The 24,095-nt window shown below is 63.4% G+C and carries 23 protein-coding genes; 12 read left to right on the forward strand and 11 right to left on the reverse strand.

Translation table 11 applies throughout. The features are described from left to right. Positions 1 to 57 precede the first annotated feature (57 nt). Entirely contained in the window at positions 58 to 465 is a 408-nt protein-coding gene (locus ACOOE1_RS00780; RefSeq protein WP_420404436.1) for a GFA family protein, read from the forward strand. Between the two features lie 6 nt (positions 466 to 471). Here ACOOE1_RS00780 and ACOOE1_RS00785 read toward each other — a convergent pair whose 3' ends face one another. Together ACOOE1_RS00785 and ACOOE1_RS00790 are read right to left on the reverse strand one after the other, a co-directional pair. Continuing rightward, a complete protein-coding gene (locus ACOOE1_RS00785; RefSeq protein ID WP_420404437.1) occupies positions 472 to 1,119 on the reverse strand; it encodes a polysaccharide deacetylase family protein in 648 nt (215 codons plus the stop codon). 90 nt (positions 1,120 to 1,209) lie between these two features. Then, complete coding sequence (locus tag ACOOE1_RS00790; RefSeq protein WP_420404438.1) at positions 1,210 to 1,953, reverse strand: SDR family oxidoreductase; 744 nt, start codon at positions 1,951 to 1,953, stop codon at positions 1,210 to 1,212. A 135-nt stretch (positions 1,954 to 2,088) separates the two neighbouring features. On the opposite strand from ACOOE1_RS00790, the gene ACOOE1_RS00795 reads away from it, so the two are divergent. Continuing rightward, the gene (locus tag ACOOE1_RS00795) at positions 2,089 to 2,706 is read left to right on the forward strand and encodes a TetR/AcrR family transcriptional regulator (protein ID WP_420404439.1); all 618 of its coding nucleotides are present in this window, start codon (positions 2,089 to 2,091) and stop codon (positions 2,704 to 2,706) included. 9 nt (positions 2,707 to 2,715) lie between these two features. Here the strand turns inward: ACOOE1_RS00795 and ACOOE1_RS00800 are convergent, their stop codons facing one another. The 3 genes from ACOOE1_RS00800 to ACOOE1_RS00810 form a co-directional block, all read right to left on the reverse strand. After that, the gene (locus tag ACOOE1_RS00800) at positions 2,716 to 5,841 is read right to left on the reverse strand and encodes a multidrug efflux RND transporter permease subunit (RefSeq protein ID WP_420404440.1); all 3,126 of its coding nucleotides are present in this window, start codon (positions 5,839 to 5,841) and stop codon (positions 2,716 to 2,718) included. A gap of 12 nt (positions 5,842 to 5,853) precedes the next feature. Further along, entirely contained in the window at positions 5,854 to 7,041 is a 1,188-nt protein-coding gene (locus ACOOE1_RS00805) for an efflux RND transporter periplasmic adaptor subunit (protein ID WP_420404441.1), read from the reverse strand. An 80-nt stretch (positions 7,042 to 7,121) separates the two neighbouring features. Continuing rightward, the gene (locus ACOOE1_RS00810) at positions 7,122 to 7,679 is read right to left on the reverse strand and encodes a TetR/AcrR family transcriptional regulator (RefSeq protein ID WP_420404442.1); all 558 of its coding nucleotides are present in this window, start codon (positions 7,677 to 7,679) and stop codon (positions 7,122 to 7,124) included. 531 nt (positions 7,680 to 8,210) lie between these two features. On the opposite strand from ACOOE1_RS00810, the gene ACOOE1_RS00815 reads away from it, so the two are divergent. The 5 genes from ACOOE1_RS00815 (at position 8,211) to ACOOE1_RS00835 (ending at position 14,413) form a co-directional block, all read left to right on the forward strand. Beyond that, a complete protein-coding gene (locus ACOOE1_RS00815; protein WP_420404443.1) occupies positions 8,211 to 9,593 on the forward strand; it encodes a protoglobin domain-containing protein in 1,383 nt (460 codons plus the stop codon). 127 nt (positions 9,594 to 9,720) lie between these two features. Then, positions 9,721 to 10,374 carry a PAS domain-containing protein gene (locus ACOOE1_RS00820; protein ID WP_420404444.1) on the forward strand — a complete coding sequence of 218 codons (654 nt, stop codon included), beginning with the start codon at positions 9,721 to 9,723 and terminating at the stop codon, positions 10,372 to 10,374. 124 nt (positions 10,375 to 10,498) lie between these two features. Beyond that, the gene (otsB, locus tag ACOOE1_RS00825) at positions 10,499 to 11,275 is read left to right on the forward strand and encodes a trehalose-phosphatase (RefSeq protein ID WP_420404445.1); all 777 of its coding nucleotides are present in this window, start codon (positions 10,499 to 10,501) and stop codon (positions 11,273 to 11,275) included. Beyond that, positions 11,262 to 13,049, forward strand: a complete 1,788-nt coding sequence (locus tag ACOOE1_RS00830; protein ID WP_420404446.1) for a glycoside hydrolase family 15 protein — start codon at positions 11,262 to 11,264, stop codon at positions 13,047 to 13,049. Before otsB ends, ACOOE1_RS00830 begins: the two co-directional genes overlap by 14 nt. After that, positions 13,046 to 14,413 (forward strand): alpha,alpha-trehalose-phosphate synthase (UDP-forming), encoded by a 1,368-nt coding sequence (locus tag ACOOE1_RS00835; RefSeq protein WP_420404447.1) that lies wholly within the window; start codon positions 13,046 to 13,048, stop codon positions 14,411 to 14,413. Before ACOOE1_RS00830 ends, ACOOE1_RS00835 begins: the two co-directional genes overlap by 4 nt. 4 nt (positions 14,414 to 14,417) lie before the next feature. Here the strand turns inward: ACOOE1_RS00835 and ACOOE1_RS00840 are convergent, their stop codons facing one another. From ACOOE1_RS00840 to ACOOE1_RS00855, 4 genes are read right to left on the reverse strand one after another with little or no spacing between them, the layout of a single operon-like run. Further along, the gene (locus tag ACOOE1_RS00840; RefSeq protein WP_420404448.1) at positions 14,418 to 15,584 is read right to left on the reverse strand and encodes an NAD(P)/FAD-dependent oxidoreductase; all 1,167 of its coding nucleotides are present in this window, start codon (positions 15,582 to 15,584) and stop codon (positions 14,418 to 14,420) included. 11 nt (positions 15,585 to 15,595) lie between these two features. Next, complete coding sequence (locus tag ACOOE1_RS00845) at positions 15,596 to 16,432, reverse strand: GNAT family N-acetyltransferase (protein WP_420404449.1); 837 nt, start codon at positions 16,430 to 16,432, stop codon at positions 15,596 to 15,598. Continuing rightward, positions 16,429 to 17,103, reverse strand: a complete 675-nt coding sequence (locus ACOOE1_RS00850; RefSeq protein ID WP_420404450.1) for a GntR family transcriptional regulator — start codon at positions 17,101 to 17,103, stop codon at positions 16,429 to 16,431. The genes ACOOE1_RS00845 and ACOOE1_RS00850 overlap by 4 nt, the downstream gene beginning before the upstream one ends. Before the next feature lie 15 nt (positions 17,104 to 17,118). Next, on the reverse strand, positions 17,119 to 17,787 hold the full coding sequence (locus ACOOE1_RS00855; RefSeq protein WP_420404451.1) for a haloacid dehalogenase type II: 669 nt from the start codon (positions 17,785 to 17,787) through the stop codon (positions 17,119 to 17,121). A gap of 586 nt (positions 17,788 to 18,373) precedes the next feature. Between ACOOE1_RS00855 and ACOOE1_RS00860 the strand changes: the two genes are divergently transcribed. After that, complete coding sequence (locus tag ACOOE1_RS00860; RefSeq protein WP_420404452.1) at positions 18,374 to 19,090, forward strand: hypothetical protein; 717 nt, start codon at positions 18,374 to 18,376, stop codon at positions 19,088 to 19,090. 64 nt (positions 19,091 to 19,154) lie between these two features. Here the strand turns inward: ACOOE1_RS00860 and ACOOE1_RS00865 are convergent, their stop codons facing one another. Next, a complete protein-coding gene (locus ACOOE1_RS00865) occupies positions 19,155 to 20,021 on the reverse strand; it encodes a 5'-nucleotidase, lipoprotein e(P4) family (RefSeq protein ID WP_420404453.1) in 867 nt (288 codons plus the stop codon). Positions 20,022 to 20,318: 297 nt separating this feature from the next. On the opposite strand from ACOOE1_RS00865, the gene ACOOE1_RS00870 reads away from it, so the two are divergent. Then, the gene (locus ACOOE1_RS00870) at positions 20,319 to 20,810 is read left to right on the forward strand and encodes a bacterioferritin (protein ID WP_420404454.1); all 492 of its coding nucleotides are present in this window, start codon (positions 20,319 to 20,321) and stop codon (positions 20,808 to 20,810) included. Positions 20,811 to 20,866: 56 nt separating this feature from the next. On the opposite strand, the gene ACOOE1_RS00875 is transcribed toward ACOOE1_RS00870, so the two are convergent. After that, entirely contained in the window at positions 20,867 to 21,340 is a 474-nt protein-coding gene (locus ACOOE1_RS00875; protein WP_420404455.1) for an Lrp/AsnC family transcriptional regulator, read from the reverse strand. A 319-nt stretch (positions 21,341 to 21,659) separates the two neighbouring features. On the opposite strand from ACOOE1_RS00875, the gene ehuA reads away from it, so the two are divergent. The 3 genes from ehuA to ehuC all read left to right on the forward strand — a co-directional run bounded on the left by ehuA (position 21,660) and on the right by ehuC (position 24,094). After that, positions 21,660 to 22,427, forward strand: coding sequence for an ectoine/hydroxyectoine ABC transporter ATP-binding protein EhuA (ehuA, locus tag ACOOE1_RS00880; RefSeq protein ID WP_420406392.1), 768 nt, complete (start codon positions 21,660 to 21,662; stop codon positions 22,425 to 22,427). 58 nt (positions 22,428 to 22,485) lie between these two features. Next, positions 22,486 to 23,337: an ectoine/hydroxyectoine ABC transporter substrate-binding protein EhuB gene (gene ehuB, locus ACOOE1_RS00885; RefSeq protein WP_420404456.1), complete on the forward strand. Its 852-nt coding sequence runs from the start codon at positions 22,486 to 22,488 to the stop codon at positions 23,335 to 23,337. A gap of 88 nt (positions 23,338 to 23,425) precedes the next feature. Beyond that, a complete protein-coding gene (gene ehuC, locus ACOOE1_RS00890) occupies positions 23,426 to 24,094 on the forward strand; it encodes an ectoine/hydroxyectoine ABC transporter permease subunit EhuC (RefSeq protein WP_420404457.1) in 669 nt (222 codons plus the stop codon). The last annotated feature ends 1 nt before the right edge of the window (position 24,095 follow it).

Raw genomic sequence — 24,095 nt, forward strand, 5'->3', positions numbered from 1 at the left:
CGAAGAGAACAAAAGCAGAACTATTGCCCCGAGAGGATCAATGAGGGGGAGTCTATGATGGCGAATGGAAACAGGGTGCGGGAAGGCGAGTGCCTCTGCGGCGCGGTGCGATTCGAGGTGGTCGGGGATCTCGGAGAAGCGGTCGCCTGCCATTGTACGATGTGCCGCAAACAGACGGGGCATTTCTGGACCTCGACGGACGTGCGCAAGGATGCGCTGACGCTGACCGAGTCGCGCGGGCTCAAATGGTTCCGGTCCAGCCCGGGAATCCGCCGCGGTTTCTGCGGCGAATGCGGCTCGACGCTGTTCTTCGACCGTGAAGAGGGGCTGTCGATCTCGATCTCCGGCGGGGTTCTGGAAGGCGCGACCGGGGTCGGCACCCGGGCGCATATCTACTGCGCCGACAAGGGTGACTATTACGAGATCGCCGACGGCGTCCCGCAATTTGCGGCCAGCGACCGCTAGGGTTGTCTAGGCGGCGGCGACGAAGGGATCGAGCGGCACGACATTCCTGCCGGCGAGCATCGGCACGCAGCTTTCCGGATAGTCCTCGCGGAAAGTGACACCCATGGCGTCTGCCCGGTCGAGGAACTGCTCCAGCCGATCCACGGCGCCCGTCGGCAGGTCGTGCAGCACGATCAGGGTATGGGCCTGCGCCGCGATCTGCTGGAGCGCCGTCTCGACCCAGCCCTCCGGATCCGCCCAGTCGCGCGGGATCGCGTTCCAGAGCACGCAGCTGTAGCCGTTGTCGCGCAGGTATTCGACGACCGCTCGACTCATCAGGTGCGGGCCGAGCTTGCCGCCGCCGCCGAAGGGGCGGAACAGTTTGCTTCTTTCGCCGGTCTTCGCGACCAGGGCGTCGGTACGCCTCAGTTCCTCGACTGCCGCTGCGCTGTCCGTCATCTGTCCGAGCGGTGTCGAGTGAGTGAAGGTGTGGTTGCCGATGCGGTGGCCTTCCGCCTTTGCGCGTCTCGCGAGCTCGAGGCGCGCGGGATCCTCGAGCTTTTGTCCGACCACGAAGAAGGTCACCCGGAGGCCGCGCCGGGCGAGGATATCCAGGACCCGGGGCGTGATCTCCGGTTCCGGGCCATTGTCGAATGTGAGGGTGAGTTCGGGCATGGATGCATTCGCGCATCCGGCGCGTGTCCTGTCAACGAGGCCGGCGGGGGGCAGGGGCGCCGTCCCGAACGGCACCCCTGGCTGACGGGGTCATGCAGCCGGAAGCATCTGGGCGGTCTCGCGTTCCACCGCCTTCGCGTCCGCCAGCAGTGACTGATGAAGGTGCTGTGCGGTCGGGTCCGGATAGACGTCCTCCTCTCCGGTTTCGAGGGCGTCGAGGACGGCCTTTGCGACCACGGCAGGCGGTGTCTTCTCCATTTTGACGGCGGCGCCCATGTCGGTGTCGACCGGACCCGGATAGACACCGAGCACGTGCGTGCCCTGAGCCCTGAGTTCCCCGCGAATGGCTTGGGTCAACGAATGCGCGGCCGCTTTCGAGGCGCTGTAGGAACCGAGCGCCGGAAAGCTGACATGGCTCACGATCGAGGCGAGATTCACCATCGCGCCGCCGCCATTCGCGCCGAGCACGGGAGCGAAGGCCTGAACCATGTTCAGCAGCCCGAAATAGTTCGTCTCCATCTCGGCGCGCGCGGCGTCCGGATTCTTCGGTGCCAGCAGACCGTCGAAATGTGCGATTCCGGCATTGTTGATCAGGAGCTCGAGATCGGTGAGTTGTCCGGCCACGGTCGCAACCTGCTCCCTGTCCGTGATGTCGAGCGTGATGGGCAGGACGCGGCCGCCATGCTCCGCGAGCAGGGCATCAAGGGTCTCGGGATTGCGGGCCGCAGCGTAGATCTTCGCCGCTCCGGCCTGCAGCAGGGCCAGCACGAAGGCTTTGCCGATGCCGCGGTTCGCTCCGGTCACGAGCGCGGTCGTTCCATTCAGTTCGTTCATGGGATGTCTCCGATCCAGGTGTGTCGCCGGAAATAAATACCGGTCGGTATATAAATCGGAGCTTGGATTGCGTGATCAAGTAAATTAATTACCGTTTGGTATGGAATTTTCGATTGACGTCGCAAGGAACGGATAATGGCACGAGGGCGGCCTCGGAAAACGGACCCGGATGCTGCGCTCGAGAGCATCACGAAAGTGTTCTGGGAGCAGGGCTATGAAGGCGCATCGCTCGGTGATCTGACCGCAGCCTCGGGCATGGCGAAGCCGGGCCTCTATGCGACTTTCGGCGACAAGGAGGCGATGTTCGCGAAGGCCCTGACACACTACTACTGCGACATGGGGGCGAAGCTTATGGAGGATCTCGTCTCGTCGCCCGATCCGCTGCCCGACGTGATGCGCCGATTCTTCGTCAGCGTCGTGGAGATGGCGCGCGATCCGGACTGTCCGAGCGGTTGCTTCGTCGTCAATTCCCTGGTCGAGAGCGGCAGCATGCCGCCCGGGTTGATCGCGCTGAGCCGGGATTTCGATCGCAGGCGGCGCGACGCGTTCCGCAAGAGGTTTCGCGCGGCGCACGACGCGGGCGAGCTGCCCCCCGGGACCGATCCCGATGCGATGGCGGATTTCTTCGCCAGCCAGGTCCTGGCCATCGCCGTAATGGTGCGCGCGGATACGGAATTCGACACCGTGATGCGGACCATCGACGTGGCGCTATCGGTATTGCCGGGACGACCCGTGCCGGATCGTCCCGCCTGACGGCGGAGATTACTCAGCCGCTTGCGTCGCTGCATCTTCCGCCGTCTTCCGGCCGAACAGACGCATCACGAAAACGAAGAAAACCGGCACAAAGAAGACCGCCAGAACCGTCGCCGAGATCATCCCGCCGAGCACGCCGGTGCCGATGGCGTTCTGGCTCGCGGCGCTGGCGCCCGTCGCGATCGCCAGCGGCAGCACGCCGAAGGAGAAGGCGAGGGAGGTCATCAGGATCGGCCGGAAGCGCAGGCGCGCCGCCTCGATCGTGGCATCCAGCAGCGACTGTCCCTCGGCCCGGAGATCCTTGGCGAACTCGACGATCAGGATCGCGTTCTTCGCCGAGAGCCCGATGATGGCGATCAGGCCGACGAGGAAATAGACGTCGTTCGGCATGTCGCGCAGCATCACCGCTGCCACGGAACCGATGGCGCCGAGCGGCACCACCAGCATCACAGAAAGCGGGATCGACCAGCTCTCGTAGAGGGCGGCCAGCAGCAGGAACACGAAGAGCACGCTGAGGCCGATCAGCAGAGGGGCCTGAGCGCCGGACTGGATCTCCTGCAGCGATTGCCCGGTCCACTCGTAGCCGAAGCCCGGGCCGAGATCGGCGACCAGCCGGGCCATCTCGGCGATCGCCTCCCCGGAGGAGTAGCCGGGTGCTGCCTGGCCGCTGATCCGGATCGCGGGATAGCCGTTATAGCCGACCACCTGGGCCGCGCCCTGTTCCCACTCTGCAGTCGCGAAGTTCGAGAGCGGCACCATGCCGCCATGAGTGTTGCGCACGGTCAGGTCGAGGATCTCCTCGGTCTTCATTCGGGTTGCCTGCTCGGCCTGCACGGTGACGCGCTGCATGCGGCCGGCATTCGGGAAGTCATTGACGTATTTCGAGCCGAGATGGGTCGAGATCGTGTTGTTGATATCCGCAAAAGTGACACCGAAGGTGTTCGCCTTTTCGCGGTCGACCACGAGATTGATCTGCGGCGCGTCCGGCAGACCGGAGATCCGGACGCCGGTCAGGACCGGGCTCTGCTGCGCCGCCGCCATCAGGCGGCTTGTACCCTCGACCAGTGCCGTATGCCCGAGACCGCCCCGGTCCTGCAGACGGAAATCGAACCCGCTGGAGTTCCCGAGGCCGCGTATCGGTGGCGGCGAGAGGGCGAAGACCAGCGCATCCTTGATGCCGAACAGCCGTCCGTTGGTCCGTCCTGCAATGGCGTCGGCAGAATTCTCCGGTCCGCGCTCGCTCCAGTCCTTCAGAGGAACGAAGGCGATGCCGGCATTTTCGCCGGTACCGGAGAAACTGAAGCCGGAGACGGTCACGATGGTGTTCACGCCGTCCTGTCCGATGAAGGCGTCTTCGACCTGCTCGATCACCCCGAGCGTCCGGTTCGCGCTCGCCTCGGCCGGGGCCTGGATGTTCACCAGCAGATAACCCTGGTCTTCGTTCGGGATGAAGGCGCTCGGCAACTGGACCCAGGCCCAGCCGAGCCCGGCGACGAGGGCGACATAGATCACCATGAACCGCCCGGCCCGCGAAGCGATGCGCCCGACGACGGAACTGTAGCCCCGCGCGGTACGGTCGAAGCCCCGGTTGAACCAGCCGAAGAAGCCGCGCTTGGCGTGGGAATGCCCCGCCTCGACCGGTTTCAGGAAGCTGGCGCAGAGTGCCGGCGTGAGCGACAGGGCAAGGAAGCCGGAGAAAAGGATCGAGACCACCATGGTGAGGCTGAACTGCTGGTAGATCACGCCCACGGCGCCCGGGAAGAAGGCCATCGGAACGAAAACGGCGGTCAGCACCAGCGTGATGCCGATGACGGCACCGGTGATCTGCTTCATCGCCTTTCGGGTGGCGTCCCGCGGGGAGAGGCCTTCCTCGCTCATGATGCGCTCGACATTCTCGACCACGACGATGGCATCGTCCACCAGGATGCCGATCGCGAGCACCATGGCGAACATGGTCAGCACGTTGATCGAGAAGCCGGAGGCGTACATCACCGCGCAGGTGCCGAGCAGGGCGACCGGCACCACGAGGGTCGGAATCACCGTGTAGCGGAAACTCTGCAGGAAAAGGAACATCACCACGAAAACGAGGGCGATGGCCTCGATCAGTGTATGCAGCACCTTTTCGATGGAGATTTCGACGAAGGGCGCGGTGTTGTAGGGGATCTTGTATTCCACACTGTCCGGGAAATAGCGCGCAAGCTCCTCCATCTTCGCCTCGATCGCCTTCGCGGTATCGAGCGCGTTGCCGTCGGGCGTGAGTTGCACGCCCATCGCGGCGGAAGGCTGCCCCTCTAGCCTGGCGGCGGAGGTATAGGACTCGCCGCCGATCTCGATCCGGGCCACGTCCCGAAGCCGGACCGTCGCGCCGCCGATATCGGCGCGCAGCACGATGGCGCCGAACTCCTCCGGCGTCCGGAGCTGGCCCTTGACCAGCACGCTGGCCGCGATCTGCTGTCCGGCCTCGACCGGCTTCGCGCCGATCCGCCCGGCCGCGACCTGGGCATTCTGCGCCTCGATCGCGTTGACTACGTCCTCGGTCGTCAGGCTGAGGCCGAGCATCTTGTCCGGATCGAGCCAAATCCGCATCGCCTGCTGGGTGGAAAAGAGACGTGTGTTTCCGACGCCGGCTATGCGCCGGATCTCACCCTCGACATTGCGGCTGAGATAGTCGCCGAGCGCGATCTGGTCCATCGAGCCGTCAGTGGAGGTCAGGGTGATGACGAGCAGGAACCCGGTTCCCGCGCGCTCGATCCGCATTCCCTGCCGTGATACCGAAGAAGGCAGGCGTGCCTCGACGCGGCTGATCCGGTTCTGCACCTCGACCTGTGCCTCGGCGACGTCCGTGCCGGGTTCGAAGGTGACGGTGAGACTGATCTGTCCCGAGGAATCCGAGGTCGACTCGAAATACAGCAGACCCGGCACGCCGTTGAGCTCGTCCTCGATCGGCCGGGTGACGCTCTGGTACATGTCTTCCGGCGTCGCCCCGGGGTAGCTCGTGCTGACGGTGATCTGCGGCGGGGCGACGTTCGGGTATTGCGCAACCGGCAGGAACGGGATCGCGAGCGCGCCGGCCAGCATGATGAAGATCGCGACGACCCAGGCGAAAATGGGCCGATCGATGAAGAAACTTGCCATGATGCTGGTGCCTTACTGCTTGCCGGCGGCAGCTTGCTGCTGCGGTTTCGGGTGCCAGGGCTGCGGCGCTACGGAAGCCCCCGGACGGACCTTCTGAAAGCCCTCGGCGACCACTTGCTCGCCAACGGCCAGGCCGCTCTCGACAATCCAGCGGTTACCCGTGGCGGCGCCGAGTTCGACATAGCGGATCTCGAGCGTCATATCGTCCTTCACGACATAGACCCGGGCCCGGCCGGCGGTGTCGCGCTGGATCGCCTGCTGCGGGATCGCGACGGCATTGCGCCGGATGCCCTGTTCGATCTGCACGCGGACATACATTCCGGGCAGCAGCGAGAAATCCGGATTGGGGAACTCGCCGCGCAGGGTGATCTGGCCGGTCGTTGAGTCGACGGTGCTCTCCTGCAGCAGCAGGCGGCCGTTCTGGGGGTAAGGGGCGCCGTCGTCGAAGGAGAGACGGATCGTCGCCGCACCGTCTTCAGAGAGCGAAACATTGCCCGCCTCGATGCCGGCGCGAAGGGCGCGAAGCTGCTTTGCCGACTGGGTAAAATCGGCATAGACCGGGTCGAGCTGGCGGATGACCGCGAGAGGTTCCTCGCCGCTTGTCCCGACCAGTGCGCCTTCCGTCACCAGCGCCCGTCCGATCCGTCCGCTGATCGGAGCCTTGACGTCGGTATACTGCAGGTCGAGCTCGGCCGCCGCGAGACCGGCCCGGGCGGCGGCCACGTCGGCGTCCGCCTGGGCGAGCGCGGCGATCGCGTTGTCGAGCTGCTGCGCGCTGGACACCTTGCGCGTTCGAAGTTCGGTCTGCCGGTCGGCTTCGAGACGCGCCTGCTTCTGAACGGCCTCGGCGCGCGCAAGCGTGGCGCGGGCGCTGTCGACCTGATGTTTGAACGGTGCCGGGTCGATCCGATAGAGCACGTCGCCGGCCTTGACCATCGCACCCTGCTGAAAGACCCGCTTGATCAAGAGGCCGGAGACCCGCGGCCGGACTTCGGCGATTTCGGTCGGCGCGATGCGGCCGGGGAGATCGTTGATGACGGGAATGTCCTCGGCGGCGGTCGTGATGGTCCCGACGGGCGTTGCCGGGCGCGCTTGGGGCACTGCCTTCGCGGTGCCGTCCGGGGACTCATCGCAGCCGGCGAGAAGGACGATGGTGGAGAGCGCAACGGCAAAGAGACGCAGGTGCTTTGCGGAAGGCATGTGGTGCTCCTGTAATAGGCCGGGTCGAGAAAAAGGGCCGGTAGGGTTGTCTTTCAGGGAGGCAGGTCGGAAACGGAACGTCAGATGAAATCCGTCATTTCTTCACAGGGGATTTCTTCCGGCTTCTGATCCACGAGCCAGCGGATCTCCGACATGAGCTTGCGCCGATCTTCGCGTGGCCATTCATAGAGATTGAGCCATTCCAGCGCCTTCAGGCCTTCAATGGCGAGGAAGGCGAGCATCGCGCCGCGTGGATTGTCCGAGGTATCGCGCACGCGGGCCACGCGCCGCGCCATCATCTCCCGGACCGGTGCCCTCAAGTCGGCATCGCCGGCAACACTGGCGCAGAGGCTGAGGGCGACGGCCCTGTCTTCGTCCGAAAGCTCCCGGGACTCGGCGATCAGGCGGGCGCATATCGCCGCGTTCGGTTCGTCCGGGCCGAGGCGGTTCCGGATCTCCTCGATGCGCGAGTCTTCCGCAGCGATCCGCCGTTCGATCACCGCTTTCATCAGCGCCTGCTTGTTCTTGTAATCGTAGAGCACGCTGGCCTTGCTGATTCCGGCCTCTGTCGCCACCGCCTCGAGGGTCAGGTAGGCCGCTCCGTCGCGTGCGGCAACGGCCTGGGCGGCGTCCAGCACGGCTTCTCTGTCTATCGTTCTCGGGCGTCCGACCATGTTCCTTACCGGTCAATTTATTTCCGACCGGCTGGAAAGTAATTGCGGCAACCCGCATGTCAACCTTCGCACCTGCAAAAATGTCTTTCGTCACCTCCTGCAGTGCCGGACGGCTTTCCGAGCTCCGAGAAAAGGCACGACGGCACGGAAACCGCCTCGGCGCGACCCGTCTCCTGCCGTCAGGCGACAAGGCGCGGAGGATGCATCTGCCCCAGATCCAGGAAGAGCGTGAGTTTGGACCGGCCCTGTTCGCTTCGTGTCAATGGTTCGGACAATTGGATAGCGACGCCGTTAACCCATATTTTTTTAAATAGAAATTAACATATTCCTTCACTCAGAATCGCCTAGATTGGCCTTTTACCTGACCTTGCAGGGAGAATTATTGTTATTTTTTATGTGGTTAATGGGCAAAGTCGGAGATCGCGGTTAACCAAATCATAATATTTTGAACCGAGAAACGGCTCCCGGTGGGTTCAACCTGTTTTGGAATTCGTGATGGACGTCGGACACAAGGCGCTGAATGCGGAAGAGCGCATTTCCTTCCTGCAGATCGATCAGAGCGCGCGCGCCCTGTTGGGCGAGTTCAGTCCGATACTCGAGCGCAATCTCAGCGCCATACTCGACGGCTTTTACGCGCATGTCATGACCGTGCCGCAACTCGCCGAAATGTTTGTGTCCGAAGATCGCGTGCGGCACGCCCGAGAGGGTCAGAGTGCTCACTGGAAGCGTCTTTTTTCCGGAGAGTTCGGGGAGGAGTATTTTGACTCTATCCAGCGTATCGGCCGCGTCCACAATCGACTTGGACTCGAGCCGCGCTGGTACATCGGCGGCTATGCCGCCGCAACGACGGAGCTGCACAGGCTGGCCATCGAGCACTGCATGAAGGGCTGGCGCCGCAACGATGCGGCGAAGAAGGCGGTGGCGCTGGTGCAGGCGATCGACAAGGCGGTCATGCTGGACATGGAACTCGCCATTTCGGTCTACCTGGAAGAGCAGTCGAACGATTTCCGCAACCGGCTCGAGGGACTCTCTGACCAGTTCCAGGCCTCTATCACCGGTGTAACTGGAAATCTCCTCGAATCCGCGGCCCAGCTCTCCGAAAGGTCTTCGAGCATGACCTCTGGCGCGCGCGACTGCATGGAGCAGACCAAGGACGCGTCCCGCGGTGCGGCGGCGGCGAGCGAGAACGTGCAAAGTGTCGCCTCTGCGGCCGAGGAACTCTCGGCCTCGATCGGTGAGATCTCGCATCAGCTGGCAGAGTCCAACAAGATTGCGCAAGAGGCGTCGGAGGCCGTGGACACCACGAAGCTGACGGTAGAAGGGCTGAATCAGGCCGCAGCAAAGATTTCGGGTGTCGTCAGCCTGATCCAGGATATCGCCGAACAAACCAATTTGCTGGCGCTGAACGCCACGATCGAGGCCGCACGGGCGGGCGAGGCCGGAAAGGGGTTCGCCGTCGTGGCCTCCGAGGTGAAGGCCCTGGCCAATCAGACGTCGAACGCGACCGACGAGATTTCCGAGCAGGTCTCCGGCATGCAGCAGGTTGCCGAGGAGACGCGGAGCGGGATCGAGAACATTTCGTCCGCGATGTCGAAGGTCGGGGATTCATCTGCCGCGATCTCCGCGGCTGTCGAAGAGCAGGATGCGGTCACGCGGGAGATTTCCCAGAGCGCCGCCGAGGCGCATCGGGGAACGGCCGAGGTTCAGCAGGCGATCGGGGCGGTCGAAGATTCCGTCACGAATTCGGCCGAGATGTCGGAAATGGTGTCCGAGTCGGCAACTTACGTCACCGAACAGGCCGGTGAACTGAAACGCGAAAGCGGCGAGTTCATAGAAAAGCTCTGGCGCGCTGATCGGCGCGCCGAGGATCACGACTGACGCGCGGATCGGGAGTTCCTGAAATTCGCCGGAACCGGTCCGCGTCCCGCCGCTCACGGATCGTCGGGAGTGCCGGGAACAAGATACCGGGCGAGCATTCTGCCTGGCGGAGACGGGGAGTAGCGGGTTGGCCGGGAAGAATGGTCGCGTCGAGCGCAATGTAGAGCCCGAATTCAACGATCCGTCGTCGGAGCGTATCGACGCGGCAGCGCAGCGCATTGTCCAGGGTTTGCCCTTCAGCTCGGTCGACCCGCGTTGCACGGAACTCTGGTTTGCCGGCGAAAACCGCGATCTGCCTGAGCCCAAGCTTCAATTTCTGCTGGATTACTGGCTCAAACTCAAGCGAACGATCGGCCAGATTCCCGGCCGCAAGGACATCGATGTCCTCGAGTTGCGCCAGGCGATCGGGAACATCATGATGCTTGAGCCTCTGGATAGCGGTTTCGATGCGCGCTATCGGGTCTACGGTACCGGAATCATCGAATACGCGCACAATGACTGGACCGGTCGGACCGTCTCGGATCTCGCACGCGAGACCGGTACGCCCTCGGCATTACTCTATCGTGCCTGTTACCTCGCGGTGTACAGGACCGGCCGGCCGATCTATTCGGAGCACGTTTCGGCAAGCTGGCTCTCGCCGAAGGCATGGCGGCGCCTGATCCTGCCCTACGACAAACGTGCCGACGGCTGTGACGGTTTCATGGTCGGGAACATTCCCGTCGAACCGCAACGCATCGGAGAAGGCGCTGCTGAGCGGAGCCTGGTCTACCGCAGCCGGTAACAGGACCGGCGGTCATCCCGCCTTCAAAGAAAGCTGTGAATCCGCCCCGGTTGTCATGGGGCCGCGCTTTGTTAGTATCGGCGAGTAGGGAACCAGAGCCGCCACCTTCCGAATTCGCGAGGTCATGAACGAAGATCTGCAGCCTCCGCCGCCGCAAGCGGACTGGGCCTATTTTGTCGATTTCGACGGGACGCTGGTCGATATTGCCCCCAGGCCGGAAGCGATCAGGGTCTCAGATGGACTGTCGGAACTGCTTTGCTCCGTTGGCGCTGCCGCTGACGGCGCCCTGGCCCTGGTTACCGGCCGCAGCCTCGCCGACCTGGACCGCCATCTCGCCTTGCCGGAGGTCGCGGCGGCAGGAGTTCATGGGCTTGAACTGCGCGGCGGCCCGCGTCCGGACACTCCCGATCCGGAACCGCGCGCGCGCGTGCTCGCCAGAGTGCGCGCCGCGGCAGAGCAACTCGCCGCCCGGCACGCCGGTCTCCGGGTCGAAGACAAGGGCGAAGCCATCGCCGTGCACTTCCGGGCCGCGCCGGATCTCGGGCCGGAGGTCTTGAGGACGCTGTCCGGCGTCGTCGCGGGATCGGGCGACTTGCTCACACTGCTCCAGGGCAAGATGGTCGTGGAGGTAAAACCGGCTGCCGCCAACAAGGGCGCTGCCGTGGAAAGCTTTCTGTCCGAAACGCCGTTCGCCGGCCGCAGGCCCTGTTTCATCGGCGATGACGTGACGGACGAGGACGGTTTCAGAGTGTGCAACGCCCGCGGCGGCATCTCCATCCATGTCGGCCCGCCGCACGCGGACACCGTGGCCCGCTACAGGCTGGCTTCACCGTCGGCGGTTCATGACTGGCTGGCGCAACTCCTCGGCCGCGAGAAGGATCCCCTGCATGAGCACGCTTGAACTCGGAATGATCGGAAACTGCGCGATCAGTGCCCTGATCGGCGAAACCGGGACAATCCAGTGGTGTTGTCTGCCGCGCTTTGACGGAGATCCGTTCTTCTCGGCGCTCTTGGCAGACGAAGGACAGGCTGCCGAGCGGGGCTTCTGGGAGATCGAAGTTGCCAATCTCGCCGACTCCAGCCAGCGCTACGAGCGCAACAGTGCAGTTCTGGTGACGACCCTGACCGACCGGGACGGCGCGTCGCTCGAGATCGTCGATTTCTGCCCGCGGTTCCGGAATTTTGACCGCATGTTCCACCCGACGATGATCGTCCGCCAGATCCGGCCGCTCACGGGCAGCCCGAAGGTCCGGATCCGCATCCGTCCGACGACCGGGTACGGATCGGGCCGGCCGACGATCACACGCGGCTCCAACCATGTCCGGTTCGTCGGGCCCGACCTCACCATGCGGCTGACGACGGATGCCACGATCTCCTACCTGCTCGAGGAGTCCTGGTTCCTGCTCGACAAGCCGCTCAGCATGATGCTCGGTCCGGACGAGAGCCTGACGAGTTCGCTCGCCGAGACGGGACGGACGTTCCGCGAGAGGACGGAGAGCTACTGGCGCGAATGGAGCCGGGCGCTGTCCATTCCCTACGAGTGGCAGGATGTCGTGATCCGTGCGGCCATCACTTTGAAGCTCAGCACCTTCGAGGAGACCGGTGCCATCGTCGCGGCGATGACGACGTCGGTGCCGGAGGCTGCGGGAAGCGAGCGGAACTGGGACTACCGGCTGTGCTGGCTGCGCGACGCCTATTTCGTGGTCCACGCCCTGAACCGGCTCTCGGCGACCAAGACGCTGGAACATTATCTCAACTATATCAGCAACATCGCCGTGAATGTCGGGAGCGAGGACCTGCAGCCGCTTTATGGTCTGTCGCTTGCGCACAAGCTCGACGAATACACCGTCGAGGGGCTGGCGGGCTATCGCGGAAACGGGCCGGTACGGGTCGGCAATGCGGCCTATACGCAGGTCCAGAACGACGTCTACGGCGCGGTCATCCTGGCGGCGGCGCAGACATTCTTCGACAGCCGTATCGGGCGCCCCGGGAACGAGGATCTCTATCGCGAGCTGGCCAAGCTCGGGCAGATGGCGGTGAAGAAGTTCGACAAGCCGGATGCCGGGATCTGGGAGCTCAGGACCATCGCCTCGGTCCATACCTTCTCTGCGCTGATGTGCTGGGCCGCGGCGGACCGGCTGGGCCGGATCGCGGACAGGATCGGGCACGCTGCGGAAGCGGCGGCCTGGCGCCAGCACGCGAGGGAGATGCAGCGCCGGATCATGGAGGAGGCCTGGAACGAGGAACTCGGCAGCTATGTCTCGACCTTCGGTGGCGACCAGATGGATGCGAGCCTGTTGCTGATGCACGAGCTCGGCTTCCATGACGGCAAGGATCCCCGCTTTGTCGGCACAGTGGCGATGATCGAGAAACAGCTTCGCAAGGGCGATCATCTCTTCCGCTACATCGCGCCGGACGATTTCGGCGTTCCGGAAACCGCGTTCAACGTCTGTACTTTCTGGTTCATCGAGGCACTGGCCGTGACCGGCCGCGAAGCGGAGGCGCGCGAGATGTTCGAGGGCATTCTCGCCTGCCGCAACAAGCTCGGCCTGCTGTCGGAGGATGTCGATCCGGAGACCGGAGAGCTCTGGGGCAATTTCCCGCAGACCTATTCCATGGTCGGCATGATCAAGTGCGCCATGCGTCTCAGCCGGAAATGGGAGGATGCGTTTTGAGCCGTCTCGTCGTCGTCTCGAACAGGGTCGCTCCGGTCGAGGAGGGCAAGGCGTCCGCGGGCGGGCTCTCCGTCGCCGTCGAGGAAGCCTTCGCGAAATCGGAGGGTCTCTGGTTCGGCTGGAACGGCAAGATCGAGAACAGCGGCCCGATCCGGGTAACGGTCGAGGAGGGCCAGCGGTTCGGCCGCGCGACCATGCCGCTCTCCCGCAAGGACTACAACGACTTCTATGTCGGCTACGCCAATTCGACGCTTTGGCCGCTGCTGCATTACCGGCTGAACGTGATGCAGTATTCGCGGGCGCATGCCGCGGGATACCGCCGGGTCAACGAACTCTTCGCCAACCAGCTGGCGCCGCTGCTGCGGCAGGACGATCTCGTCTGGGTGCACGACTACCATCTCTTTTTCCTCGGCCGGGACCTGAAGCGCATGGGGTTGGAGAACCGGATGGGATTTTTCCTCCACACGCCCTTCCCCCCGCCGGACATGCTCCGCGCCTGCAGCGAGCACGAGGAAATCGTCCGCGCGCTGTTCGACTATGACGTCATCGGTTTCCAGACCGAGAACGATGCCCGCAACCTGCTGGAATATGTTCGCCGTCTCCGCGGCGGCTCCGTGCGCGGCAACCGGGCCACCGCATTCGGCAAGACCGCGCGGGTGCAGGCCTTTCCGATCTCGATCCGTCCGGACGAGATGGCCGACGCGGCGGAAAAGGCCGTCCGCACGAACCGGGCGCGGCAGCTCGTGCGCTCGCTCGACAGCAAGCAGCTGATCATCGGCGTCGAGCGGCTGGACTACTCCAAGGGCCTCGACAAGCGTTTCGCAAGCTTCGAGCGGCTGCTGACCAACTACCCGGAAAACCGCGGCAGCGTGACGTTCATGCAGATTGCCCCGCCATCGCGCGGAGACGTGCAGAGCTACCGGGAGATCCGGCAGGTTCTCGAGGGCATGGCCGGACACATCAACGGCCATTTTTCCGATTTCGACTGGGTGCCGATCCGCTATCTGAACAAGAGTTATCGCCGCGACGTGCTGGCCGGCTTTTTCCGCATTGCGCGGGTCGGCTATGTGACGCCGCTGCGCGACGGGATGAACCTCGTTGCAAAGGAATATGTCGCCTCTCAGGATCCGGTCGATCCAGGTGTACTGGTGCTCTCGGAATTCGCCGGCGCGGCGGCCGAACTCGACGGCGCGGTTATCGTCAATCCGTTCGACGAGGAAGGTATGATGGAGGGGCTGCAGACGGCCCTCAGGATGCCGCTTGGCGACCGGATCGAACGGTACCGGTCGATGATGGCGGTGCTTCGGAAAAACGACCTGCAGACCTGGCGCCGGCGTTTCCTCGAGGCCCTGCGCGGGTCCTGACCGGTCAGCGGCCCGGAAGGCGCAGCCGCTTGCGATCGACCGGATGCTCCCAGTCGCGGCCCGCGATCAGGTGGGCCGCGATCCAGCCCCAGTCATCGGAGGATTTCGCCCCCTTGCCGTTCCCGCCGACGGCGACCGCGATCCGGTCGTCGAGCACGTGATCGATGTAGGGCAGGCCGGTCGCGGTCCAGGTGACGGCGCAGCTTCGGCTGTGCCAGTTCCGGCATTCGGCGAGACGGGGCATGAGATCCAGAAGGAAACTTCTGAAACGGATGCGGTTTTCCTCGATGCCGTCGGTCCTGAACCAGTGCTGCAGGTCGCGCAGCGAGATCAGGTTCGGGTCTTCCACCGACCCGATGCCGATCTTGAGGTAGGTGTGTCCGTCCGGATAGCGGATCGGCGGCAACAGATAGGCGCCGCTCTCCGCGTGCCCCAAGGTCGGCATCCTGGCGAAATGCTCGCTCAGTTCGCCATCGATGCGGGCGAGGAGAACCGTGCGTCCGAAGACCCGCAATTCGAGGTCCGTCGGCGAGAGTCCGCAGGCGTCGGTAAAGGCGCCGGTGGCGACCAGTGCCTTCTCGGCCAGCCGAACCGCGCCGTCATCGGTCTCGACTTCGACGCCGCCGGAGACGGCGCGCAGACCGGTTACCCGTCGGCGGTCGATTTGCGCTCCGCGTTTTCGCGCCGCTTCCGTCTGCGCCGCGACCATGGCGCGCGGACTGATATGTCCGGCATGCCGGTCCTCATGCAGGCCCGTGCTGTCATCCGGCAACGAGAGGAATGGGAACCGGGCATGGATTTGGGGGGTATCGAGCCGGGTCAGGTCGGCCCCGAGCGCACGGCCGGCGCTTTCGGCACGGTCCAGATAATCCGCGCCGCCGGTGGAAAAACCGAGATATCCGGAATTGCTGAAGAACGGGATTCCGCTCTCGTCTTCGATCTCCGCATAACGCTCGATCGATCGCTTGGACGTGACGGCCCAGTCCGGATCCGGATCCGAGATCCGCGTCATCCGCCCTTCGTCGTAATGGCTCGCGAAAACGCCGTCATGGGTGGTGTGGTCCGCCGGTTCGTCCGGGCCGATCAGGACAATGCCGTCGGTCATGCCGGCGAGGTGGCGGGCGGCGGCACTGCCGATCATGCCGCGCCCGATGACGGCGATCCTGTCCATTGGATTGGCTCCTATCCGAGGGCGTGGCTGGCGAGGCCGAAAATGCGTGCCTGACCGGCTGGCGGCGTCCAGTCGCCGCGCACCATGACGGGCGATGCGCCAACATCCTCCAGCCCTGCTGTCTTCAGATGTCCTATGAGCGCGGAGGCTCCCGCCGGGCAGTCGATCCGGACGAAGCCAGGACGGACGAGAGCCCTGAAGAGGGCAAGGGCATCGCCCTCCGAGACAGCCACGAGCGGGCCTATGACGGTGCCGCGGCCGAACGCGCGGGAAATCGCGTACCCCTTGATCCGTCCGCCTTCTGTCAGGACCGCGGCGCTACCGCCTACGGCGAGATCACGCAGCAGGTCCCCGCGGCCGGCGCCGAACGCCGCCGCATCGAATGCCGCAATCTCCGGGATGTCGCGCGAAGATGCAGCGGAAACCCGAGGATCCCGGACTGTGTCCCCGTTGCAGGTTCCCTGATACTGCACGAACCGGTCGAAGGTGGTGAAGCCGAGTTTCTCGTAGAGCGGCAAACCGGCATCCGTCGCCAGAAGCACGACGGGGCGCGGCGCCGTATCTTCGAGCAGTCTCTCGACCAGCTTCCGGCCGACGCCACGTCCCTGGCATTCCGGCGCGACAATGACGAGGCCGATGCGTGCCAGAACATCACCGAAGGTCCACCAGAGGCCGGTGGCGAGCGGGCGTCCGTGCTTTTCATCGCGCGCGATCCGGCCGCCGCCGAGGCGGATGAGTTGGGCGACGTCCTCGCGCCGGTGCGGCCAGGCGACGGCCCTGACCAGATCCGCAATCGGGTCGAGATCGGCCAGCGAAACCCGGTCGAAAAAGACGTGGTCTCCCGTCATTGGCCGCGCTCCTGCTTGCGCGCGCGCTTCAGGACCTCGGTCGGATCCCCGAAATGCCGGCCGAGTTCGTCGAGGACCGCGCCGATTTCGGCCGAGCGAACCAGTCCGGCGAGCCGGAAATGCTCGTCGGCAAGGTCCTGGCTGCTGCGGTATCCGCCCATAAGGCGGTGCAGGCAGAGGCGGGTTTCCGTCTGCACAGAGGCGTAACTTTGCGACAGGCGTTTGCTGCCTGCGGCGTCAACCAGTGTCTTGTGGAATGCGAAATCGAGATCTCCGCCGGCAATCCGGTCGCCGGATTTCATCGCGATATCCATCTGTCCGGCGATGCCGGTGAGGGTGTCCGCGGTTTGTCCCCGGTCGCCGGTTTCGAAAATCTTCCGGACGGCGGCCGTTTCGAGAGCGCCGCGGACGAAGAAAAGATCGCGCAAGTCGTCCTCGCCGACCTCCGTCACGAACACCCCGCGATGGGGCTCGCTCCGCAGCAGCCCTTCCTGAACGAGGCGCTGCATGGCCTCGCGCAGCGGGCCCCTGCTGACTCCGAAGGCCAGCGCAACCTCGTTCTCGAGGAGTTGGCTGCCACATTCGTAGGCGCCGGCGAGGATGTCGGCGCGGAGCCGGTCGGCGATCTGCGTCGGGAGAGTGACGCGCTCGATTCTTTGGGAACTGGTCACGGTTGCGGCCCCGTTCTAAAGGCCGAGCAGGCCCGGCAGGCCGCCGAGATCCGGGATCGCCTGGTAGTCATAGGCCGCATTTCCCGGTCCGTGCCCGCGCTCGACGAAAACGCGCCGTCCGATTCTGAGGTCGCTCGCGGACATCAGGTCGTAACGGAGGCTGGAGGAGACATGCATGAAATGCTCCGGTCCGCAGTCGAGCGTGTCGAACATGTACTCGAATGCCCGGAGGCGGGGTTTGTAGGCTTGAGCCTGCTCGGCGGTGAGCACGGCGTGGAACGGCGCGCCGAGCAAGTCGACATTGGACTGGATCTGGCTGTTGGCTGCATTGGACAGAATGACGAGCGGAAATTTTTCGGCAACGCGGGCGAGCGGCGCGGGAACATCCGCGTGCGGGCCCCAGTTCGGGATGGCCTTGACGATGGCCCCGGCATCGCCGGCCCGGAAAGCGATCCCCCATCGCCGGCAGGTCCGCTCGAGAGCCCTTGCAAGAACGTCCGGGTATGGCTTCCAGTCGCCGAGCGTTTCATCGAATCTGTAAGCGGTGAAATCTTCCAGGAATGCGGGCATTGCCGCTGCGTCGAGGCGGTCGCCGAACCTCGCACGGGTGATGTCGCCGACCCGGAAATCAGTGAGCGTTCCGTAGCAGTCAAAAGAGATGTAGCGGATTTGATCAGCGGGCATTTCATGTCCTGGATGTGCGGGCGCTTGAAGCAGAATGACTTGCTTTGTCGGATTGTCAACAATCCTACAAGAATTCTGTTCGCAATCTGCTGCGACAGCCGGACTGCCTTTTCACGCCCGTGATCCTGTCGCACCGCAGTGGTCGCGCCGGGCCCGGCATTGCGCGTTCTCGTTCTCTTGAAATCGGCTGGTGCCTCGACGGAGACCTTCCGGATGATCGGCAAGCCCGTCGATGGTGCGGACCATGGAGGGTCACCAGGTGAATTAAGCAAGACCGAAGCCGTCTACAGCCCTTGGAGAGAAAACAAACTCCAGATGCCCGGAGTTTTTCCGCGCAGTAGTGTAATGCAGTTCTGAGATTTCATTCAGGAGTTGGCCCGATTGACGGCGATCGGCGATTGCCGGCAATCCTCGCATAGGGCCGATGTGAGAATTCCAGGCGCCTGTTCGTCGCCCGGCTGAGAGGTTGGCGGTTCGCTCCCGAAAAAAGGGGAGTAGCTGGATCAAGAAGGTCTTTCTCGGGCCGTGTCTTGTCGCTTGAGCGATCCCATGTGATCGTGTGTCGGATCGAGTTGGGACATGTCCGATGCCGCTCATGCGCCTCCTTATAGTCTTTGCTTCCGTGCTGCTGGTGCTGACCGGCGCCCTGCCTGTTCCGGGACAGGAGAGGGAGGCCATCGAGGAAAACTCCCGGGACTGGGAATATCGCGAGGCGCTTGAAAAGGCGCGGCGCCTGGAGCGGGACATGCGCATTCGGGCGCAAGAACGGTCCGCGGCGGCGGCTGCTGCCATCAGCGAACACGGCGTGGATCGGCAGGCCAATCTGGAAAAGGCGGAGCAGGTCAGGAAAGAGGCCGAGAGGAGCGCGGAAGACGCCGTTCAGAGATTGCAGGACAGTGCAAGAGACCGGGAAAACCGTGCCGCGGAAACCGCTGCCAGACGGGATGCCCGTGACCGCGCAATGCTTGAGGGCAGGGCCGAGGCGGCGCGCCGCGCACAGCAGCACCAGCAGCAAACGACGGAGCAGCGCTACAAGAGTGCGGCTCAGGAACGCGCGGCGCGGCAGTCCGCGAGCGAGGCCAAACTCGAGGCCAGGCGGAACGAGCTGGAGAGTCTGAAGGAAACGCAGGCCCGCGCAGCCCGTCAGCGCCGGGACAAGGCGGTTCAGGGGCGGGAGAACCGGGCCGCGGGCGCGACGGCGAACCGCCAATCGGCAATGCAGGACAGTCTGGCGGAGCAGAAGCGGGGGGCCCGGGAAGCCCGTATCAGACGACAGGCGGTCATGCGCAACCGGGGCCGGTGACACCGGAACGCAATCAGCCCGGCCGGGGGCCGGGCTGTTCGCGAAAGATCGGGGATTTGGAGCCTTACTTGGGACCTTCCCACTCGTCCATGATCGCGTGCTTCATGGCGCGCTTCTCGGAGCTGGGGGCTCTCCAGTTGTTGTTGATCGCGGCCCCTTCCCAGGATCCGTAGGTCGGGTTGGCGAACATGATCCACTGCTTGCCCCACATGGCCTGGTATTTCTTGAAGGTCTCGAGGCGTTCGGACGGTGAGCCTTTCACGTTCTCGTCGGTAAAATCGCCGAGATTGTCGCCGAGCTGCAGCAGCACGCGGTATTCGGCGGCCACCGCCTCGCGGCGCGGCGTCTTGTTGGAGGACTTCCATTCCTCTTTCTCGCCGCGCAACAGTACGACATCGGTGTCTTCATCGACCGGGTAACCGAACTTCTTCAGGTTGGCACGGGTCGCGTCCTCGCCGGGCGCCTTCCGGTTCGAGACGTAGATCACCTTCACGCCCTTGGACTTGGCGTATTTGGTGAATTCGAGCGATCCGGGAATGACACGCGAGGTCTGGCTCTCGACGAACGGCCCCCAGGTCTTCGAGCTGTAATATTTGTCCTTCTCGACGATCCAGGCCTGGTAGGGCGAATTGTCGAGCACGGTCTCGTCGATGTCGAGGATCACCGCCGGCGGCTTCGACTGATAGTCGCCGGTCTGCTCCAGCGCCGCGGTCCAGCTCGTGTCGGCCAGGGCCTGGTCGAGACGGACCGTGGCGAGTTGGTAGAGCGCGTAGGCATTCGCCTTGTATTCGACCGCGTTCTGCACCCAGTAGGTGGCATTCAGACCGTCATGGGCGGGAATGTCTTCGGCCTGCGCGGTGGTGGCTGCGCCGAAGGAGAGGAATGCGGCAGCGGCGCTCGCCAGCGCCGTTGTTCTGAAATGACATTGCATCGTGAAACCCTTTCGCTGTCCGGGCCCGGGAGCCGTTCCTCGCTCCCAAGCCGGGTCATGCTGTCACAAAAGCGCGATATCTTGCCAGCGGGTTTGATTCCGCCCGGCCGAAGAAAACCGCCGCGCCCGAACGGGGCGAAGGCGTCGGACAGGCAGCGACAATCTGACCCATGGTCGGGGAGTCGGTCTGGAACCATCTCCCTGTCGTTCATTTCCGCCGGACGGATCTCTTTCCGGCGGCGAATTCTTTGGATTCCGAAGATTTCTCAAACAGACATTGCGAAAGGATGTGCCGAGATGGCTAAGACGAAAACCCTGACGAACCTCCAGAAGGCGCTGAGCATGGAACTGACCGCGGCGCACCAGTATCAGCTTCACGCCCACGTTCTGGAGGATTGGGGCATCGACCTGCTGGCGGCGCAGATGCGCGAGGAAATGCAGGAAGAACTCGGTCACTCCGACGCTTTCATCGAACGCATCATGTTCCTCAAGGGCGATGTCGAGATGAAATTCGACAAGACCCCGGCCCGGGCCCAGAGCCTGAAGGACATGTTCCAGGCCGATCTCGACGACGAGAAAGGCGCGATCAAGTTCTACACCGAGGCGGCGACGCAGGCACAGGCGGACAGCGATATCGGCTCCCGTGTGCTGTTCGAGAAGATCGCCCTCGACGAGGAAGGTCACATGTCCTGGCTCGAACTTCAGCTCGACCTGATCAACCGCATGGGCGAGCCCGCCTATATCGCCAAGCATATTTCAGCGCCGGGATCGACCGCCGGCGAGGAATGAGTCCCGCCAACTAAGCGCCGTCCGCCGGGTGCGGCAATCGAACCTGCAGAGTGGGTCTACTCGCCCAGCGGAACATGGAGGCCCACTTTCGCACGGTCCATCACAACAGACGTACGGAAGCGTTTGACGTTTGTATCCTCGAAGAAGAGGCGTTGCGTCAGGTCGCGATAGTCTTCCATGTCGCGGGCGAGAGCGATCAGTGCAAAGTCGGCTTCACCGGTGATGTAGTAGCATTGCTGGATCTGCTCCTCGCCTCTGACCTTGCGGCGAAACGCATCGATCTGGTCGATCCTCTCCCGTTCCAGCTCCACCAGAATGATGAAGGTCATCTGGTAGCCGGTGGCCGCAGGGTCGATCAGCGCGGTTTCGCTCAGAATGGCGTTTTCATCCCTGAGCATCTTGATCCGGCGCTGCACAGTGGAAACCGAGAGCCCGGTCTCGAAGGCGATGGCTTCGAGGCGTTCGCGGGCGTTTTCCTGGAGAAGACGGAGGATAGAGAGGTCCGTCTTTGATAGCTCTGCTTTGGGCATATTCAGTCACTCTTGATTATTAATTTGCGATTTTTTTTCAAAATGTTCTTCACTTGGACCGAGAGGCGGCAAACTCCTCTGCTAGCATAATCCTGCGATCGGCAGTGAAATACGTCAATCAGAGCGTGTGCCTCCGGTCGTTGGTCCCGATTTTTCTATGAAAGAACCGGGATGGACAGGGAACAAGGCACAGACGCGTCCCCCATATACGGGTGTCCGCTGAAAAGAAGCCATTTGGGAGGTTCTCATCCGGTGCAGGCGCGACCGAAAGCGGTCGGCTGTGGCCGGACGAAGCTTGGCTGGGGGCACCGTGAACGAAATCATCGAATTCCGCGACGTTTCGAAGTCTTTCGGCAGCCTGAAGGTTCTCGACGACTTGAACCTTCATGTCTCTGCGGGTGAGAAACTTGCCCTGATCGGGCCGAGCGGATCGGGCAAGACAACAATCCTGCGCATACTGATGACGCTGGAGGATATCAGTGGCGGCGAGGTGCTGCTGGACGGCGAGCCGCTCTGGCACGAGTTGCGCGATGGAAAGAAGGTGCGGGCGAGCGAGAAGCATCTGCGCAAGATGCGCTCCGGTGTTGGCATGGTCTTCCAGCAGTTCAATCTGTTTCCCCACCTGACGGCGATCGAGAACATCGAGCAACCCCAGGTGCTGATTCGCAGAACGCCGAAAGCGGAAGCGCGCGACAAGGCGTCGGACCTGCTTGCGATGGTCGGATTGTCCGACAAGCACAGCCATTATCCGCACCAGCTTTCGGGCGGGCAGCAACAGCGGGTGGCGATTGCGCGCGCGCTCGCCATGGATCCGAAGATCATGCTGTTCGACGAGGTGACCTCTGCGCTTGATCCGGAACTGGTCGAGGAGGTGCTCGAGGTATTGCGGAAGCTCGCGCACGAGACCGACACGACCATGCTCACCGTCACGCACGAGATGAATTTTGCCCGGGATTTTGCGGACCGGGTGCTGTTTTTCGAGAAAGGCAAGATCGTCGAGTCCGGAGCGCCGGAACAGATCTTCACCGATCCGAAAGAGGAGAGAACACGCAGTTTTCTTCGCAACTTCCTCTCAAACATCACTTGAGAAATGGCGGGGGAAGACACTGGGAGACTTAGGCCTGAATCTGGAAATGGAGACATAAATGATACAAGGCAAAGCGGGGGCACTGTTCCGCACAGTGATCATGGGAGCGGCCGCACTGGCCGCGACCGTCGGCGCGGCGAGTGCCGGAACGCTCGATAAGCTGCGCGAGCAGGGCTATGCAACGGTCGCGGTGGCGAACGAGCCGCCCTACAGCGACGTCAAGTCGGATGGCTACGTCAGCGGCGCCGCGCCGGATGTTGCTCGCGCTGTCATGAAGATGCTCGGCGTACCGGAACTCAAGGCGCAGATCGTGCCGTACGGCTCGATGATCCCGGCCCTGCAGGCGCGGCGCGTCGACATGGCGACTTCCGGCCTCTACATCAAGCCGAAGCGCTGCGAATCCATCATCTATTCTGAACCGGATCTCTGCGGTGCCGAGGCCTTCGCAGTGGCCGCCGGAAATCCGCACAAGATCATGACCTATGAGGATATTGGGAATAACCCCGAGGTCACGATGACGACCTGCGCCGGGTGCGCCGAGGAAGCCTACGCGCTAGAGCGCGGGGTCAAGCCGGAGCAGATCAAGGTCTTCACCGATCCGCCCAGCGGTATCAAGATGCTACAGCAGGGCCGGGTCGATGTGTTCGCGCTTTCCGGGCTCGGGACCCAGGATCTCCTGCGCAAGACCAACGACCCGAACCTCGAACTCATCATGCCGGTCGCCGGCGTACCGATGGGCTGTGCCGGAGCGGCATTCAATCCGAATGACAAGGATTTCCGGGATGCTTACGACGAAGCTCTGAAAAAGCTCAAGGACAGTGGCGAGTTTGCCAAGATCGTCGAGCCGTACGGCTTCTCTCCAGCGGCAACCCTGAGCGTGAAGCGCGACGACTTCTGTCCGGGTAACTGATCCCGACAACGCATATCTGTTCCCAAAGGCGGCCGCCATCTCTTCGGAGCGTGGCGGCCGCCGGCGAGAGCATCGTCCGGAGAGCCGCATGGAAGCCGTCTTCGAATACGCACCGCTGTTGCTGAAAGGCACGATCACGACCATTGAGCTGACGCTGGCAAGCGCGGTTCTGGCGGTGGTGATCGCCTTTGTCGTTGGGCTGGCCCGGCTCTCTCCCTTCCGCACCGTCCGGTGGGCGGCGATCGTGTATCTCGAGTTCTTCCGAGGAACGTCGGCTCTCGTGCAGATGTTCTTCATGTATTTCGTGCTGCCGCTCTGGGGCATCTTCCTGCCGCCGATCGTTGCCGGCATTGTCGCCTGCGGCTGTAATCTCGGCAGCTACGGCTCAGAGGTGGTGCGCGGGGCCCTGCAGTCGGTCGCCAAGGAGCAACACGAGGCGGCGATCGCGCTCAACTACAGCAGCTATCAGAAATACCGCTACGTGCTGATCCCCCAGGCGGTGCCGATGATGTTGCCGTCTTTCGGAAACCTGCTGATCGAACTGCTGAAACTGACGGCGGTCGCCTCGCTGATCACGATTGCGGATCTCACCTACGCGGCGCAAATCGTGCGGGCGCAGACGGCCCTCACACTCGAGCCGTTTCTTGTGATCCTGGTGATCTACTTCCTGATTTCGACAGTACTTCTTGGCGGCATGAAGCAGTTGGAGAAGCGGGTATCCAAAGGGCGCAATACGGTCGCGCGGCAGGGGAGCTGAT

The organism is Nisaea sp., from assembly GCF_965216895.1.
Taxonomy (GTDB): Bacteria; Pseudomonadota; Alphaproteobacteria; order Thalassobaculales; family Thalassobaculaceae; genus Nisaea.

Bases quoted from the DNA above. Each gene is read 5' to 3' on its own strand.
- ACOOE1_RS00815 (WP_420404443.1), top strand. From the start codon at position 8,211: ATGGACGTCGGACACAAGGCGCTGAATGCGGAAGAGCGCATTTCCTTC.
- ACOOE1_RS00875 (WP_420404455.1), bottom strand. From the start codon at position 21,340: ATGCCCAAAGCAGAGCTATCAAAGACGGACCTCTCTATCCTCCGTCTT.
- ACOOE1_RS00845 (WP_420404449.1), bottom strand. From the start codon at position 16,432: ATGACGGGAGACCACGTCTTTTTCGACCGGGTTTCGCTGGCCGATCTC.
- ACOOE1_RS00840 (WP_420404448.1), bottom strand. From the start codon at position 15,584: ATGGACAGGATCGCCGTCATCGGGCGCGGCATGATCGGCAGTGCCGCC.
- ACOOE1_RS00870 (WP_420404454.1), top strand. From the start codon at position 20,319: ATGGCTAAGACGAAAACCCTGACGAACCTCCAGAAGGCGCTGAGCATG.
- ACOOE1_RS00830 (WP_420404446.1), top strand. From the start codon at position 11,262: ATGAGCACGCTTGAACTCGGAATGATCGGAAACTGCGCGATCAGTGCC.
- ACOOE1_RS00800 (WP_420404440.1), bottom strand. From the start codon at position 5,841: ATGGCAAGTTTCTTCATCGATCGGCCCATTTTCGCCTGGGTCGTCGCG.
- ACOOE1_RS00865 (WP_420404453.1), bottom strand. From the start codon at position 20,021: ATGCAATGTCATTTCAGAACAACGGCGCTGGCGAGCGCCGCTGCCGCA.
- otsB (WP_420404445.1), top strand. From the start codon at position 10,499: ATGAACGAAGATCTGCAGCCTCCGCCGCCGCAAGCGGACTGGGCCTAT.
- ACOOE1_RS00855 (WP_420404451.1), bottom strand. From the start codon at position 17,787: ATGCCCGCTGATCAAATCCGCTACATCTCTTTTGACTGCTACGGAACG.
- ehuB (WP_420404456.1), top strand. From the start codon at position 22,486: ATGATACAAGGCAAAGCGGGGGCACTGTTCCGCACAGTGATCATGGGA.
- ACOOE1_RS00805 (WP_420404441.1), bottom strand. From the start codon at position 7,041: ATGCCTTCCGCAAAGCACCTGCGTCTCTTTGCCGTTGCGCTCTCCACC.
- ACOOE1_RS00795 (WP_420404439.1), top strand. From the start codon at position 2,089: ATGGCACGAGGGCGGCCTCGGAAAACGGACCCGGATGCTGCGCTCGAG.
- ACOOE1_RS00780 (WP_420404436.1), top strand. From the start codon at position 58: ATGGCGAATGGAAACAGGGTGCGGGAAGGCGAGTGCCTCTGCGGCGCG.
- ACOOE1_RS00860 (WP_420404452.1), top strand. From the start codon at position 18,374: ATGCCGCTCATGCGCCTCCTTATAGTCTTTGCTTCCGTGCTGCTGGTG.
- ehuC (WP_420404457.1), top strand. From the start codon at position 23,426: ATGGAAGCCGTCTTCGAATACGCACCGCTGTTGCTGAAAGGCACGATC.
- ACOOE1_RS00790 (WP_420404438.1), bottom strand. From the start codon at position 1,953: ATGAACGAACTGAATGGAACGACCGCGCTCGTGACCGGAGCGAACCGC.
- ACOOE1_RS00785 (WP_420404437.1), bottom strand. From the start codon at position 1,119: ATGCCCGAACTCACCCTCACATTCGACAATGGCCCGGAACCGGAGATC.